Below are 15,808 nucleotides of genomic sequence, written 5' to 3' on the forward strand. Positions count from 1 at the left end.
ATGAAAAATGTTATATTGTAAGGAAAGATGGATTGCGCTACACTCCTAAATATCTTCTGCTATCGGAGTCGTGATAAAATGTAGAGTCTACGTCTGATAGCAGTGGTGAAACGCAGTGCTCACGTCTGACATAACCTCCGGCAGAGCATTGCAGGTGGATTTTCTAGTTAGAAAAGCGTACACAATATAAGGAGGAGCGCATGAAAAAGAAAGAAAAAAGAACAGGCCGGTCTTGGCGTAAAAAAGCCTTGACCGGCATACTTGCCGTGTCTATGATCCTGCAGACGTCAGGCATGTCCCTGTTTGCAGAGGAAAATGCAGGAATCACAAAGGAAGCTGTTTTGTCTGAGAGTGAAGTACCAGCAGCTTCAGCGGAGAGCGTCAATCAAGAAGCAGCTTCAGATCCGGGAAATACAGATGTTTCTGTAACTGAAGCACCTGCAGAAGCTGTCGAAGGGGCGGAAACCCAGGGAGAGGTTACAACCCCGGAAACTCCAGGAGAAGTTACAGCCCCGGAAACTCCGGGAGAGGTTACGGGCCCGGAAATATCGGAAACTCCGGGAGAGGTTATAGAGCCGGAAATAACGGAAACTCCGGGAGAGGTTACAGAGCCGGAAACGTCGGCAGAGCCTTCTGCATCAGAGGATTCTCAGGCATCTTCCGATGCAGAAATTGTTGAGGATGTGACAGAGAATCAGGAGACAGATGTATTGGAAGATGCAGGTCAGGAGAATGTTACCATTATCCCTAAGTTAGAGGGAATTATTTTTGCAGGAACCGATTATGATCTTCTTAAAGGAGTAATCGCAGATCCATCTGTTATCACAGTAAATGGCAAAGAGGTTTCTGTAAAGATTGGGATCAACAGCCTGAAACGTCAGAAGATGAGTACAGATGGGGTTACTTATGTAGATGATCCTTCCTATGATTGGGAAACACTGGGCAGACCTACAACGATTACGCCTGAGACACCACAGCAGCAGTATGTGGTAACATACCGGGCATATTATGCAGATGAGAACGGAGCCGAGACAGACTGCGGAAGCAAAGAGGTTCTTCTGTCTGTAGCAGCTACCGGCGAATATGGGACAGTACTTCCAGATGATCAGAATAAGGACGAAGCATATATTTCCAATGCAGGGATCCTGAAGGATGAGACTGTGACCGGAACCGTTCCTTTTGACACAACAGAAGGTGCAGGCAATGATACCTCTCCGGATGACCAGATCGTCCGCAGTTTTGATACCATCAGCTATACAACCATGTTTTATACAAGGATGCAGCCGGATGCACAGAGACCGGCTGGCTATGAAAAAGGCCGTTTTTACTTTGAAATTGTTCTTCCATATGAGAAAAGCAAGGCGCAGTTTGAAACGAATGCCATGGGATGGCTGAAGGCAAAGCCCAGCTGTTACTATGAGGTAACAGAGGTAAATGGCAGTCAGGTACTGCGTGGAAGCTTTATGCTGGAGCCGGCAGAGGACAATCCTACTGCTATTGGCGCAAGCTATAATGAGCTTCAGGTCGTGCTTCGTGTACTGCAGATGCATAATAATGATCTTGTACAGCCTCAGTTTACTTACTGGCTGGAAGGAAATGATGTAGGCGCCCAGTACAAAACTATTGCAGGTGCTGCTTATACTTATGAAGAAGATGGTCAGATAAAGACGCAGGCAATGAAGATCCCAACCGGAAGTCTGGTGACAGGCAGACAGACCAGCTGTGTGGAGCATGGGAATGTTGAGGCCGTATCTTTTGCAGCAGATCCGGTAACAGTCAGTGCAGCACCAAGATATAATGTACAGATTAAGAACGGAGGCACAACAGACTGCCAGTATCTGGGAACCTTTAACTTTGATACTGGGGAAGATTTTGCCCCTAACAAAGGTATCGGTAAAGTTTATGGAAGAATAGGAGCCTATGGAATTACCCTGATGATGTTGGGGAAAGAAGGACAAGGCATGCGCGGTCTGGAGTTTCCGGATGAAAATACGGACATTCAGTTTGATCTGACTGTGTCTTCTGTCTTTAATGCCAAAAAGGTTTCTCATGATAATACAGAGATCCGCAAGCCCTTGTTGTGGAGTCTTGATGAACAGCTGCCAAGTGAAACGAATCGGTGGAACAACGATCATCGAAAGCTGTTAGGTACTGGTACAAAAGCTGCTTATGCAGCACCGCTGAATCGGGGAAAAGATGTTGCAACTACCTGCTATAATGGCGGTACCTGGACTCAGCAGACAGATGAGAATGGCACTATCCATGTAACTGTACAGGGATTTAAGATTAATGTGGATCGTTTCCCATGGATGGATACAGGTATGGTGAAAACATGCACATATTATGATCCAGAGATTCAGACAAATTACTGGGATATTGAAAACGCCTGCTTTTCAGCAGGGGAGGTATGGCTGATCCAGCCCTATCAGGATGAAAGCGGCGTAGCATATGTAGATAAATTTAACAGTGCAGAGGGTACTTTCAATGTAAAATTAGCAGCTTCAGAACTTACCATGAAAAGCGTTTCCGGACAGAGCTTCGGACCGGATAGCAGTGAAAGCTTTCGTGAGGAAAAGCTGAAGGATAACTCTGCGATCCAGGCAATGGTCCAGGAACAGAAGGGAAAGATTTCTGACCAGATGCTGTTCCTGAAGTCAAATTACTCCAATTATTTGGATGCCTTAACCGAGGGCTGTGAAGATGACGGAAAAGACTGGGCAACCAGAGGCACCAGCATGGTTATTGAGGATTTTATTAGTGACTCAGCTGCAGAAGGAACTAATACCAGACTTGCATATGACCAGCTGGTGAAATTCGATGATGTATTTCTGGAACCTTCCAGTGCGAAAGCGGAAAAATATGGATACCAGGGTCTTCGTGACGAAGAGACCCAAACGGTTATTTCTCAGAATCAATATAAACTTCTTTGGGGTGCAAAGCCAACAAAGGATGGCTGGAATCATCAGGGTCAGGATCCGGATGGGGCAGATTATGATACGGAAATGCTTCAGGCTACAGCAGATGATCTGATTTTCTATAACAGTCTGGAAGAACTAAAGGCAGCAGGCTGTGTGCCTGTAGCAGTACTTGTGGAATGGAGAGGCCTTGCCGATATAGGCGGAAAAAATGCACTGTATTTGTGCATAAAGGGTAAGGTGAAGAATGACTGCCCTGTTGGATATGTTTATATGGCCAGCCATGCAGCAAGGGCGTGGAAAGAGGCTGATATTACGAAACAGGTGGCAGCAAGCCTGGGACAAGATAATAGCTATGCACCTACTCATGCAGAATATGATGCTTATGTTAAATCAGATCTGTTTCCTACCAGAGAAGGGAATGGTCAGATAAAGTATGATCAGGACTATCCAAAGAACTTCTGGACTTTTGACTATGCTAAGAGCTCACATATTTATGGCTACATTAAGACTGTTTACAAGGATAATAAGTATGTGAATGGTACGGCAGGCCGTTACGGGGGTGACTCCTGTCTGGTTATGCCCCATCAGACATCTATCCTTGCCCAGGTTGCCCAGGCCGGAAATAAGACCAGCGAACGGAAGCAGGTTTATGATATGTCTGCAAACCAAAGGTATGTGGATTACAAATTGAATCCGTCTATCTGTGTGACAGCGGGAGAGCCTGGCACCACCGGCGGTACGGATACTACTGATGTGACTATTGAAGTGGATCTGCCAGAGGATCTGTCTCTCACATATAAAGAAGATTCTGCCTGCTGGGGAGGTACCTATCAGGAACAGAAGGGTGCACCTGGAAAAGTTACAGGAGGCATTAATCTTGACCAGGAAAATATCACAGAATATGTTTATAAAGAGATTGATGGAAAGCAGAAGATCACAGGCCTGAAATGGGTATTAAAAGATGTGACCATTGATATGAGCAAGCAGGTAACAAAACTGAATCCTATTTATTTCAGCTGCCAGATCGGAGTCAATGGTGATGATGATAAGGATGTAAAAAATGGGCAGCAGATACAGATCGCAGCCAGGATTTCCAGTACTTTGGATCAGCGTGAGCAGAAGGCGGTATTTAAAAATCTGTCTCAGGCAGGGATCTCTGTATTAAAGGAATCTGCAGTCAGCCTGTCAAAACTTGCCGAGCAGAGTGTAGCAGAGAAAGCACAGGATATGGGATTTACCATGAATGTGGGTAATAATTCTGCTACAGCACGACCAGACAGTTATATTATTGAAGGGCTTCCTTATACCGGAGAACAGAGTGATTCTTCCTTCCATGGCCCATTGACAGTAAATGAGTTCAGCTTTGGGGCAAAAAAGGAAGCAGATGCGGATCTGTTTTCAACCAATCTTAAATTTTACTATACCACCAACCCGGCATATCAGGGCAAAACAAGTACCTGGTATATGAACGAGGATGGTACTTCTGATTTTGATGGAGATGGCACACCGGAAACGGGAGGTTTTGATTTTGCAGCAAATGCAGACTGGAAGCCGGTCACTTTCCGGGTAAAAGCCAGCTCTGACGGGGAAAGCAGCCTGCAGTTTGTAGCTGAGAACCTTCCGGCTGTTCAGACACAGAAAACAGAGGCAATTACAGCTATAGCAGCTTATGGCACCATGCCTCAGCGGAAAACGCTGAAGATGCACATCAATCTTCAGCTTCCGGAAGGAGAAGCAGGGGATGTGATCAAGAATAGCCTGACCCATGGTACATTAAGCGCTTTTGCATCAACCTATATCGTAAGCCGAAGGCTGGAAGGTCAGACATGGCTGGATGATGATATGAATGGCATACGCAGCCAGAGTGAAGCATCTCTGAACGGAGCAGGTGTGGTTCTGATGAAACTGAAAGAAAACGGGGATCCACAGAAGTTGTCAGATTATGAGGTTTACAGGTACACAGGATCTGATGGTTTGCTTCATCCGGCCCAGGTTGTTACAGGACAGCAGATGAATCTGACTACAGGGGCAATATCAACTTATACAGAAGGACATTACAGCTTTATAAATCTGCCAAAGGGTACCTTCGGAATTCTTTTTGCAGATAGGAATTATGAAGTACCGGGACTTGGCAAAATAAGTGCGGCACTGGAGCTGACTCCTTATACAGCAGCATTGTCCAATGTGGGAGACAATGACCGGATCGATTCGGACGGACTTCCATGCTATGCACAGGAAAATGATACTGAGTATGGGGCAGGAGATCTGAAGTACAGCTTTATTCCGAAAATTCTTATGCCTGATGAAAGTGCGTTAAGTACCAGAGTATACGTTTCTTCTGCCAATGATGCAGGATTTTTTGACAGGGATAAAGCTTCCGGTACGGCTTCTCTTACAGGAAAGAAAACAGTGAAAGGAGCTAATCCTTCCGCTTTTGAATTTGGTATTTATCAGGATGAGGCCTGCACAGCTTTGGCTGGAAGCCAGGTACAGACCAATGTGGCAGCAAGTGATCCGGCAGATGGAAGCTTTGGATTTACATTTGCATATACCATGAAGGATCTGAAAGAAAGTACTGGTTCCGGAAAAGCGGCATATGCCGGTGAGAAAACATTTGTATATTATGTAAAGGAAAACTCTGATAAAGCAGGATATGCAAAGGATGAAAGCATCTATAAGATTGAGGTGCTTGTAAGTAATAAGAAGGACGATGGAAGCCTGAAAAATGATGGTACTCTTACTGTAACGCCAAAGGTAGCAGGCAGGAAGGCAGCAGGCGAAAGTGATTTTACAGTTCTTGCAGGAAATGACGCAGTTCTTGAATTTGTAAATATCTATCAGGCAAAGGGAAGTGCCCGGATCACAGGGACCAAGAGGGTTTCCGGCGGTCCGTTAAGGGAGGATTTCACCTTTGGCATTTATGAGGATAACCAGGGAACACCAGGAAACAGACTGGATACTGCCACTGCAGTTATTCCGAATGGAGACAGTGCCTATGCAGAGGACGGTACCGGAGAGTTTCAATTTACTCTGGACTATACAATGGATGATCTGGCAGTTAAGGACCAGAGCGGAAAGATTACCTCTTATCTGACAGAAACAGAAAAGACTTATTATGTACAGGAAGAGGATCTAAGCAGTGATGCAGCTGGCTATGGAAAAGATAACAGCTGTTATAAAGTAACTGTGAGAATTACTGATCAGGGAGATGGTACCCTGCAGGCAGTACCTCAGGTTGTAGAAAAAACAATGGAAGGTCAAACTGAAAATGCAGATCAGATCCTGTTTGTCAATTCCTTTGCTGCCACAGGAAATGCTTCCTTCCAGGCAGAGAAAAAAGTGGTTGGCGGAGATATGAAAGCCTTTTCATTCAATCTTTACAAGGATGAGAAGTGTACAGAAAAGGCATCTGATCAGATATTTACCAATGACCTGAGCACAGGAAAGATTGAGTTTACAGTTCCGTTCAAGCAGGGACAGGATTATGCCTTCGATATGAAGGATATGACAGCACAGGAAAATGGCAGAACTGTTTATGCGGTGCAGGAGCTGGAAGGCAAAACAGCAGTTGCCAAAGACTTTGTTTATTATATCCGAGAGAATGCAGAAAAGCTTCCGGAAGGATATTACAGTGACAATGCTGTGTATAAAGTTACTGTTACCATGAAGCTGGATGAGGATCAGGGAAAAGCAGTGTTAGTTCCGTATAAAGTAACTTATCAGCTGCAGGAAAAAGATGGGGAAGGATTTACTTATAAAGAGGCAGAACCTGTATTTACAAATGAGTTTAAAGTTCAGCCAAGCCCGGCACCATCGGTAAGTCCATCAGTAACACCATCGGTAAATCCGTCAGTAACTCCGCAGGTGAGCCCGTCAGTAACTCCGCAGGTGAGCCCATCAGTAACTCCGCAGGTGAGCCCGTCAGTAACTCCAGAGGTAAGTCCATCTGTAACCCCATCTGCGAGTGCAGTGCCAGGTCAGAATGGCAATGGAGGCAATCCTGGAAGTTCAGGCGGCAGCAGTAATTACGGTTCTCAGACACAGAATGTAAAGACGGCGGATGAAACACCAATTGCTTTTTATCTGCTCTTGTTTGCAGCATCAGCCATATTGATTCTTGCAGTTTTGAGGAAAAAGAAGCCGGTTGACTAACGAAAATACTTTGGGTAGTATTTTATGATTTAAACGAAAATAAATAAATATGTCTGCTTAAGCAGAGATCAGCTGCGCCTGGTACGTTTTGCCAAGGGAAAATTTGTTTCTTTTGGGTTAAGAGATCGTACCAGGCGCATTTGCTTTGTAAAGGCAGGGTAAAATGTGTGACAAAACATTGGAAACCATATTGTTTTACAAAAATTACAGTGCTATACTCCATCCCGTAAGCGAGAAAGCCTGACGGGCCCGGGACTTTTTTCTGCTGAGAATAAAAAAGACTTGATTTGATATTAAAATTCCATTTACTGGAGAGGAGTTATTATGAAGAAAAAATTAGTTGCAGGTCTTATCCTTGCCCTGAGTGCAGTAACCGTATGTCCGGCAGCAGCATTTGCTTCCACAGATCATTATACAGACAGTAGTGTAGTAGGAAAGGATAATGGCTGGGATGAGTGGTCATCCAGCTGGGAAACAACCGCAGCAGATTTTACAAAAGTTTCCCTTACACCTGGAGCAGATGATACAGAATTAAATTTTGCATGGTACAGTGAAAAGACAGACAGCCAGGCAACACCTGTGGTACATTTCGGAACAGACAAGGACAATCTGGAAACCTTTGAAGGAACCAGCGGAGACGTAGACCAGGATCTGACAGGTGACAAGGCTTATGAATATAATCATGTAACAGTTACCGGCCTTGAGCCAAACACTACTTACTATTATACAGTTGAGAAAAATGGTGAGCAGACAGAAGTAACAGAGTATACCACAAAGGGAACAGACAGCGTAAAGATCCTGTATGTGGGAGATCCCCAGGTTGGCGCTTCCAAAGGACAGACTCAGGACGGAGCAGAGTTATCCGCTGAGGATGGAGCAGCTAATACAGCGGCAAAGAACGATGGCTTTGCATGGTCACGTACACTGGATACAGCACTGGCAGAAAATCCGGATCTGAATTTTGTGATCTCTGCAGGTGATCAGGTAAATAAAACAGGAAAACCGAAGGAAGAAGAGTATGCGTCTTATTTAAGTGCAAACGCACTGGCATCCCTTCCGGTTGCAACTACCATTGGAAATCATGATTCCCTGAATGCGGATTATGCTTATCATTTCAATAATCCGAATAACACAGAGAACGGTAAAACAGCAGCTGGAGGAGACTATTATTACAGCTATGGCCAGGGTCTGTTTATCGTACTGAATACAAATAATTACAATGTGGCAGAGCATCAGAAGACTATTGAAGAGGCAGTAGCTGCTTATCCGGATGCAGCATGGCGTGTAGTTACCATCCATCAGGATATTTACGGCTCAGGTCTGGATCATTCTGATACAGACGGTATGATCCTTCGTACACAGCTTACCCCTGTATTTGATAGCAATGATATTGATGTGGTACTTCAGGGACATGATCATACTTACAGCCGTTCCAAAATGCTTTATGGTGATGGACAGACTCATGGAAAATATGAATTCCGTCTGAATGAGGATGGCTCTGATTATGACTGGGATCATGCAACAAACGTAGATACAGAGGAACAGATCACACTGGCTCCGGAAGATGGAGATACAGATGCACAGGCTGCACTGGATGCCTTTAAACAGGATAATAACTGCTACACCATTGAGGATGTAGAAGGCAATACAGTAACAGATCCTCAGGGAATCCTTTACATGACAGCAAACTCTGCATCCGGATCCAAATATTATGAGCTTGTACCTACACAGCAGGATTACATTGCAGCACGCAGCCAGAACTGGCTTCCAAGCTACTCCGTGATCACAATGACCGCAGATCAGTTTTCCATTGATACATATCAGATTACCGATGATGGAAAAGCAGAAGCGATTGATGATACCTTTACCATTGAAAAAACGAAATGAGTAAATTAAAATCTGCCGGGCTGTTTCAAAAGAAAAAAGCAGCCCGGTATCTTATAGGATTCATTCTTGTCTGTCTGTTCGCTGTGTTTGTGATCCGTCTGAACCAGGTGGAGAAAACAGAGTTGGTAGTCCGTACAGGGCAGACATTTGAAAAAGCAGAAGTAGTGAAGATCCTTCAGGACAATCTGGAAGACAATGGAACCCGTGTTGGAGAGCAAAAAGTGCGGGTGCGTATGCTTACAGGTGTGCGAAAAGGAGAAGAACTGGATATTACCAGCAGTTCCGGGTATTTGTTTGGGGCCGCCTGCAGTCCGGGAATGAAAGTGATCGTTATGCAAAGTGTTGCAGGTGATTCAACGGTGGCAAGTGTATATTCCCAGGACAGGGAATGGGTGATCTATATTTTTGCCGCTTTATATCTTCTTGCTCTTTGCATTATAGGAGGCTGGCAGGGAATTAAAGGGTGTCTGGGACTGGTCTTTACCTTTTTTTGCGTGATCTTTGTATATCTTCCGCTGGTATACTTGAATTATTCTCCATTCTGGTGTGGGGTATTTATTTGTTTTATCACCACTCTTGTGACCATGTACCTGATCGGTGGGGCTTCAAGAAAGACCATAGCGGCCACACTGGGAACCTTGGTGGGAGTTATGACGGCTGGTGTGGCAGCATGGTGCTTCAGTAAAGCTTCTGGGATCACCGGATATAATGTATCAGATATCGAGACTTTAATGACTTTATGGAATACCAATGGGATTCAGGTGGGAGGACTGTTGTTTTCAGGACTTCTGATCTCCTGTCTTGGGGCAGTGATGGATGTGTCTATGTCTATTTGCAGTGCCATTGATGAGATTTACAGACAGAATCCTGTGCTTACCAGAAAAGAATTGTTTAAGGCCGGGATGCGTGTAGGCCGTGACATGATGGGAACAGACAGCAATACGCTGATCCTTGCTTTTGCTGGAAGCAGTGTGAGCATGCTCCTTCTGGATTACGCATACAATCTGCCTTATCAGCAGATCATTAATTCAAATAATATAGGAATTGCCATTATGCAGGGACTGGCAGGCAGCTTTGGAATCGTTCTCTGCGTGCCGCTGACTGTGCTGATCTGTGCGTTCCTTTTCCATAAAAAAGAGACTGTGTCATAGCCGTTTCAGGCTGTGCCACGGTCTCTTTTAGCAAAAAAACATATCACAATTCTACGTATGTAGGCTCATGTCCCATAGCAGGAATGATCTTTTCAAGCATATCTTTGGTGCTGATCCGAAGGCTGGAAGTGTTGATACAGGGATGACAGCCGATATACGGTTCTTTTACCACATCACTGTCGATGAGAAGACGTACCCTGTGATCTTTATCATTCATCAGTCCCAGGATACTTACAGAGCCTGGAGTAATGTCCAGAAATTCTTCCATATAATTTTCTTTTGCAAAAGAAAGTCTTGCAGACCCGATCTGGGAAGACAGATCTTTTGTTTTAAATTTCTTATCCCCAGGGATCAGAAGCAGGTAAAAGTCTGTTTCCTGGCGGTTGCAGAGAAACAGATTCTTGCAGATCATAGCTCCCAGTAGCTGATCGACTTCCTGGCAGGCCTCAATGGTCATCAGGGCTTCATGGTCAATCCGCTGATATTTGATCCCAAGTGAATCAAGAAAATCATAAACCCGGATTTCCTTTGCAAGACGCCCCTGGCAGTCGGTGGGTCTTCCTTCAAATAATTCCATATCAGTATCTCCTTGCAGTAAATTCATAATCAGAACCACCAGGCCTGGCAGCACTGTCTGAAAAATATTGTATCACGGTAAAGCGATAAAATCCAGAGGCTAAGTAATATTAAGGCAGGATGATCCTGATCCTGGTGCCAAGTTCTGTACGGGAAAGGATTTCAAAACGTCCATTATGCCGGTCAATGATCCACTTGGCGATAGAAAGCCCAAGCCCTGTGCCCTGATAGCTGCGGGCTTCGTCAGAACGGTAAAAACGCTCGAACATATGGGAAACATCTTTGGGAGACATACCGATCCCGGAATCCTGTACTTCCAGATAAGACTTTCCATCATCAGTCTGCCCGGTACGAAGAAGGATCTCGGCTCCTTCAGGGGTATATTTGGCACTGTTATCAACAAGAATACGCGCAGCCTGTTTTAGAAGGGCAGGGTCAGCTTGTACCTGCCGCACCGAATCCCCGGGCCGAAAACGATATAAGTGATTTTCGTCAATCATCAGGGATTCTTCATATATTTCATTCATCAGATCATTAAGGGAAACCAGTTCCAAAGAAAGCTGTGTTTTACCGCTGTCACCTCTTGCAAGGAAAAGAAGCTGATCTACCAGATGCTTCATATGATCAGATTCATTTTGGATAGCAGTGATAGACTCATCCAGAACTTTTTCATCATCTTTGCCCCAACGGGAAAGCATATTGGCATAGCCTTGGATCACTGCAATAGGGGTTCGCAGCTCATGGGAAGCGTCGTTGACAAAACGGGCCTGCTGTCTTTGAGAATCCCGCATACGCAGAAGCAGGTTGTTCATTGCCGCTTCGATCCCCTGAAGATCGGAATCACCAAAAGAAAGCAGTTCAGCCTCTTCCGGATGAAGGTGGGAAATAGCATCTTCGATCTGCTGGTATTTGTCACCGGAAAGAGTCATACGGCTCAGCTCATCTGCTTTCAGGGCAATTTCATTAATGGGAGCCAGAATCCGACGGATTTTTTTGCTTTCTTTTGCATATGAAAAACATATAAACAGAAGCTGTAGTAAAAACAGGATACCTGTTGTGATACACAGCACAATGATCAGATCCGCAAGGGGAACCTTCAGCAGGATCTTTTCTTTTTGATCGGATACAATGTAAACAAGATCCCGAAACCAGTGCGTACTTCCAGATGGAATATGGAAATAACGGTTGTACGATAGGATGAATTTACCAAAAGTGTGGTATTCCAGGCTGGCCAGCCAGCCAACAAGAAGAAGCATAAAAAGAAGAAAATCAAAGCCTGTATACATGGAGATCTTCTTCCGAATCAATGACCTGTGCAGCTTTCTTGCGATAGAGGTCATACGTTTGGTCTGAGTATTATTTTTCTGCATTTTTCACTCTTCCGATTTGATCACATAGCCTACGCCCCGGACGGTCTGGATCATTTTGACCTGGAAAACCTGATCGATCTTGGAACGGAGAAAACGGATATATACGTCAACAACATTGGTTTCGCCTACATAATCATATCCGCAAATACGCTCCAGGAGAACATCCCGGGTCAGTACAATATCCTGGTTTTCCAGAAGGACTTTCAGCATCTGGAACTCCCGGTTGGTAAGGCTGATCTGGTGGTTGTCATAAGTAACCTGGTGCTTCTTTTCATTTAGGGTAAGGTGTCCCCAGCGAAGAAGACCGTCTTCTGCTTCTGGCACAGTTCCTTTGTTAAAATTCCTGTGCAGCTTTATGGCTACGCGGATCCTAGCCAGTAATTCTTCGATAGCAAATGGCTTGGTAATGTAATCTACAGCACCTGCATCAAGCCCGGCTACCTTGTCCATGACTGCGTCACGGGCAGTGAGCAGGATCACAGGCGTAGGATGATCCTGCAGAAGTCGCCTTAAAACCTCCAGACCATTCAGGCCTGGAAGCATGATATCCAGAAGGATAAGGTCAAAATCCCCTGCCACAGCCATGGCAAGGGCTTCTCTTCCGTTGGATGATTTGCTGACCTGGTAGCCTTCGTGGAGCAGTTCAAGCTCCACAAACCTGGCCAGTTTTTCTTCGTCTTCTACAATTAGAATATGTTCATTCATGATTAGAATTTACCTGCTTTCAAATTCGCTTTTTACTTTTCCGGCAAATTCGCTGGCTTTGTCCATAGCTTTGTTTGCCGGGGAAAGGTCATCCTTTCCTGAGAAAGAATATCGGCAGTCAAAGAACAAGGCGATGACCACTGCCGGAAGTATTATTTTCCATGCAAACAGCAGAGCCAGGATCAGTACCCAGGCGGGTATGCGGATCAGTTCTTTGTCATGACGATTCACACAGAAGCTGTTTTCTTTGCTCATGCGGAACAGCACCTTGCATATTTTTGCCAGCTTGGTAAGAAGGCCTTCAGAAGATTCTTTTTCCTGTTCTTCTACCTTTTCCTTAACCGATACATACTGGGGAGTTTCCTGGGAGGCAGAGGATGCGGTTTCCTGTTCAGGAGGCTCTGCCTTCCCATGCTTTTCAAGATATACCATAGCATCCAGAAGATCCCAGTTACTTGCTTCCAGGGCTTCTTTTGCTTCTTCATAGCTGACATTTGCTCTTTCTCTTAATTTATCTACTTTTTCTAACTGGTCCATATTTTCCTTTTCCTTTCAATCAAAGTTTTGTATCAGTTGACTGTTATAATCTACCAGTAGTTCCTTAAAGTAACTTTGAAGAAAGATTAAAATAAGATTAAAAATCAAGTGGCTGTATTTAATACTACAATACACCAAAAGCAAAAGTAATACAAAGAAAATCGTGGGAGATGTGGCAAAAAATCGTAAGCAGGGTGGCGGGAAAATACAAGATTAAAAACTGACAAAAATTACAGATGAAAAAAAATAAAATTGGTGAATCTGAAATTGATATGGGTGTTATAATACGATTGTAACAAAGGAAAGCTACTTAATAAAACCTCCCTGGAAGATCGGGGTGAAGGCTATTGAGCAAATCAGATTTTTGGAGGAAAAGATAAATGAATACTTTAAAAGCTGAAAAAAGAAGCATGGATGTCAAAGCCAAAAAATTAAGAAGAGAAGGATTTGTTACCGGTAATATCTTTGGAAGAGAAATAAAAGAATCCATTCCCGTCAAGATCGTTAAGAAGGATCTGGATAAGCTGCTGAAAACAAACAGTAAGGGCAGCCAGATCATGTTGGATGTGGACGGTACAAAGTATGATGTACTGATTAAGGACGTGGAATTTAACCCGTTAAAAGGACAGGTAGATGAGATCGATTTCCAGGCTCTGGTAAGCAATGAAAAAGTACATTCTGTTGCAGAGGTTGTTCTTCTGAACCATGATAAAGTAACAGATGGAGTGGTACAGCTTTTGCTGGAAGAGATTGCTTATAAGGCTTTGCCAGCAGCACTGGTGGAGAAGATCGAGGTAGATGTTGGAGATATGCATATAGGTGACAGCATCAAAGTTAAGGATCTGCCGATTGCACAGGATAAGGATGTAGATCTACGTACAGATCTGAATGCTACCGTAGTTGTGGTTTCCGAGGTACACAATGTTGTTCCTGAAGAAGAGCCGAAGGAAGAAGAGGCTGCCGAATAAAGAGCCGTTGTTTATGTATGAATGTTGTTGTAAAAAGACCGTCGCTGCCAGGTACAGCGGCGGTCTTTTTACGTAAATGAATTTAAGTATCTGGTCAGTCAACCAGGCGCTCTTCTTTCAGGTAATCCGTTATGCGGGTGAGCGCAGTACCGATAAGAGTGGCTTTCTTGCCATATTTACCCTTACTGATAGTGAAGTCTGCATTTTTAAAGGTGGTAAGAGAGCATACGCTGTCTTTGATGGAATCCAGATCTTCATCTGTAAGGTATGGGGTCAGTAGACCACCGATGATCACATCACCACCGATGACCATCCGTACATCATCGATCATAAGTGCCAGATCCTGCAGGTATCGCTGCCAGATCGGCAGGTATTTGATATTCTTGTCACGAACCTTCTGAAAGAATAAAGGCAGGCTCAGACCGGATTTTCGGATCAGGGTATTAGCAGAACAATAGCTTTCTGCACAGCCACACTTCCCACAGTAGCAGGGAATGCCATTGGGGTACAGTGTAAGATGCTCCATAACACCGCTGCTCAGATGTCTGGATCTCATGATCTGACCATTGACGATCACCGCACAGCCCAGGTTGGCATTCAGGGAAAGGTAGATAGCATTCATATCCGGAGCACTGTGCCAGCTCTCAGCGATCCCAGCTGCTTCTGCATCATGGATCAGAGACACTGGATATTGAAAGTGCTGTGCAAAATCAGTCCTTACAAAAGTACTGCTAGACAACAGGGTGCCGAAAGAAATATGTTCCTGATCTGCATCAACCACACCCTGAATGGCAATTGTAATGCCCAGGATCTGTTCAGGCCTGCAGCTTAGTGAAGCAATAAAATGATTCACCCAGGAACTGAAGGTTTCAAAATAAAGAGGGTCATTTGTAAAAACCAGGTCAAGGCTGGATTCGGCGATGATCTCCCCTGCCAGATTGACTGCAGCCACATTCAGCATGTTGGCGAGAAGCTCTACAGAAATAGTGATTCTGGAATTATAGTTGAATTTATATAACTGTGCCGGTCTGCCGCCGGTTGCAGCTCTGTGGGAACTGCAGTGGATCTTATCCTGCTCCAGCAGATATCCCAGATTCTGTGAAATTGTAGGCAATGAAAATCTCAACTCTTTGGCAATCATTTGCTTGGTGATGCCGTTATTCTCATAAATCATCCGATATACCATATCGCAATTCAATTGCTTCAATTCTGAAGTTGTAATCCCCATAATACATCTCCTGTGAAAGATCTTGATTTTGTTATAATTATAACAAATATATTTACAAAAGTGAATAGGGAAAATGAGAAAAAATAGCTAAATAAGGTGAAAAAGAAGAAGGAATTATATAAATAATCGTAAATAAATGTAAAACTCATGTAAAAAAGCGAAAAAGAAATCTGTGAAAGGCTGAAAATGAGAGAAAAGTGATGTATAAAACCTTATAACCGTGGATTGAAAAGAGATATATAAAGCATTTTTGTAAAAATAACTGCTTTGAGAATACATAAAACATAAAGAGATATGGTAAATATGCACAAATAGA

The 15,808-nt window shown here is 44.1% G+C and carries 9 protein-coding genes; 4 read left to right on the plus strand and 5 right to left on the minus strand.

The window, feature by feature from the left end; all coding sequences use genetic code 11:
- The first annotated feature begins 200 nt into the window (after window positions 1-200).
- The 3 genes from G5B11_RS06005 to G5B11_RS06015 all read left to right on the plus strand — a co-directional run bounded on the left by G5B11_RS06005 (window position 201) and on the right by G5B11_RS06015 (window position 10,108).
- Window positions 201-7,070 (plus strand): Spy0128 family protein, encoded by a 6,870-nt coding sequence (locus tag G5B11_RS06005; RefSeq protein ID WP_173727212.1) that lies wholly within the window; start codon window positions 201-203, stop codon window positions 7,068-7,070.
- 324 nt (window positions 7,071-7,394) lie between these two features.
- Window positions 7,395-8,957, plus strand: a complete 1,563-nt coding sequence (locus tag G5B11_RS06010; protein WP_173727213.1) for a fibronectin type III domain-containing protein — start codon at window positions 7,395-7,397, stop codon at window positions 8,955-8,957.
- Complete coding sequence (locus tag G5B11_RS06015; RefSeq protein ID WP_173727214.1) at window positions 8,954-10,108, plus strand: YibE/F family protein; 1,155 nt, start codon at window positions 8,954-8,956, stop codon at window positions 10,106-10,108. Before G5B11_RS06010 ends, G5B11_RS06015 begins: the two co-directional genes overlap by 4 nt.
- Window positions 10,109-10,151: 43 nt before the next feature.
- Here G5B11_RS06015 and G5B11_RS06020 read toward each other — a convergent pair whose 3' ends face one another.
- The 4 genes from G5B11_RS06020 to G5B11_RS06035 form a co-directional block, all read right to left on the minus strand.
- Window positions 10,152-10,685, minus strand: a complete 534-nt coding sequence (locus G5B11_RS06020; RefSeq protein WP_173727215.1) for a prolyl-tRNA synthetase associated domain-containing protein — start codon at window positions 10,683-10,685, stop codon at window positions 10,152-10,154.
- Between the two features lie 109 nt (window positions 10,686-10,794).
- Window positions 10,795-12,054 carry a sensor histidine kinase gene (locus G5B11_RS06025; protein ID WP_173727216.1) on the minus strand — a complete coding sequence of 420 codons (1,260 nt, stop codon included), beginning with the start codon at window positions 12,052-12,054 and terminating at the stop codon, window positions 10,795-10,797.
- Between the two features lie 3 nt (window positions 12,055-12,057).
- Window positions 12,058-12,759, minus strand: coding sequence for a response regulator transcription factor (locus G5B11_RS06030; RefSeq protein WP_173727217.1), 702 nt, complete (start codon window positions 12,757-12,759; stop codon window positions 12,058-12,060).
- Between the two features lie 9 nt (window positions 12,760-12,768).
- The gene (locus tag G5B11_RS06035; protein ID WP_173727218.1) at window positions 12,769-13,296 is read right to left on the minus strand and encodes a ubiquitin; all 528 of its coding nucleotides are present in this window, start codon (window positions 13,294-13,296) and stop codon (window positions 12,769-12,771) included.
- Between the two features lie 380 nt (window positions 13,297-13,676).
- Here G5B11_RS06035 and G5B11_RS06040 point away from each other — a divergent pair, with 380 nt between their 5' ends.
- Complete coding sequence (locus tag G5B11_RS06040; protein ID WP_173727219.1) at window positions 13,677-14,264, plus strand: 50S ribosomal protein L25; 588 nt, start codon at window positions 13,677-13,679, stop codon at window positions 14,262-14,264.
- Between the two features lie 94 nt (window positions 14,265-14,358).
- On the opposite strand, the gene G5B11_RS06045 is transcribed toward G5B11_RS06040, so the two are convergent.
- Window positions 14,359-15,492 carry an ROK family protein gene (locus G5B11_RS06045; RefSeq protein ID WP_173727220.1) on the minus strand — a complete coding sequence of 378 codons (1,134 nt, stop codon included), beginning with the start codon at window positions 15,490-15,492 and terminating at the stop codon, window positions 14,359-14,361.
- Between the last annotated feature and the right edge of the window lie 316 nt (window positions 15,493-15,808).

This window comes from Blautia glucerasea, from assembly GCF_013304385.1.
Taxonomy (GTDB): domain Bacteria; phylum Bacillota; class Clostridia; order Lachnospirales; family Lachnospiraceae; genus Blautia_A; species Blautia_A ammoniilytica.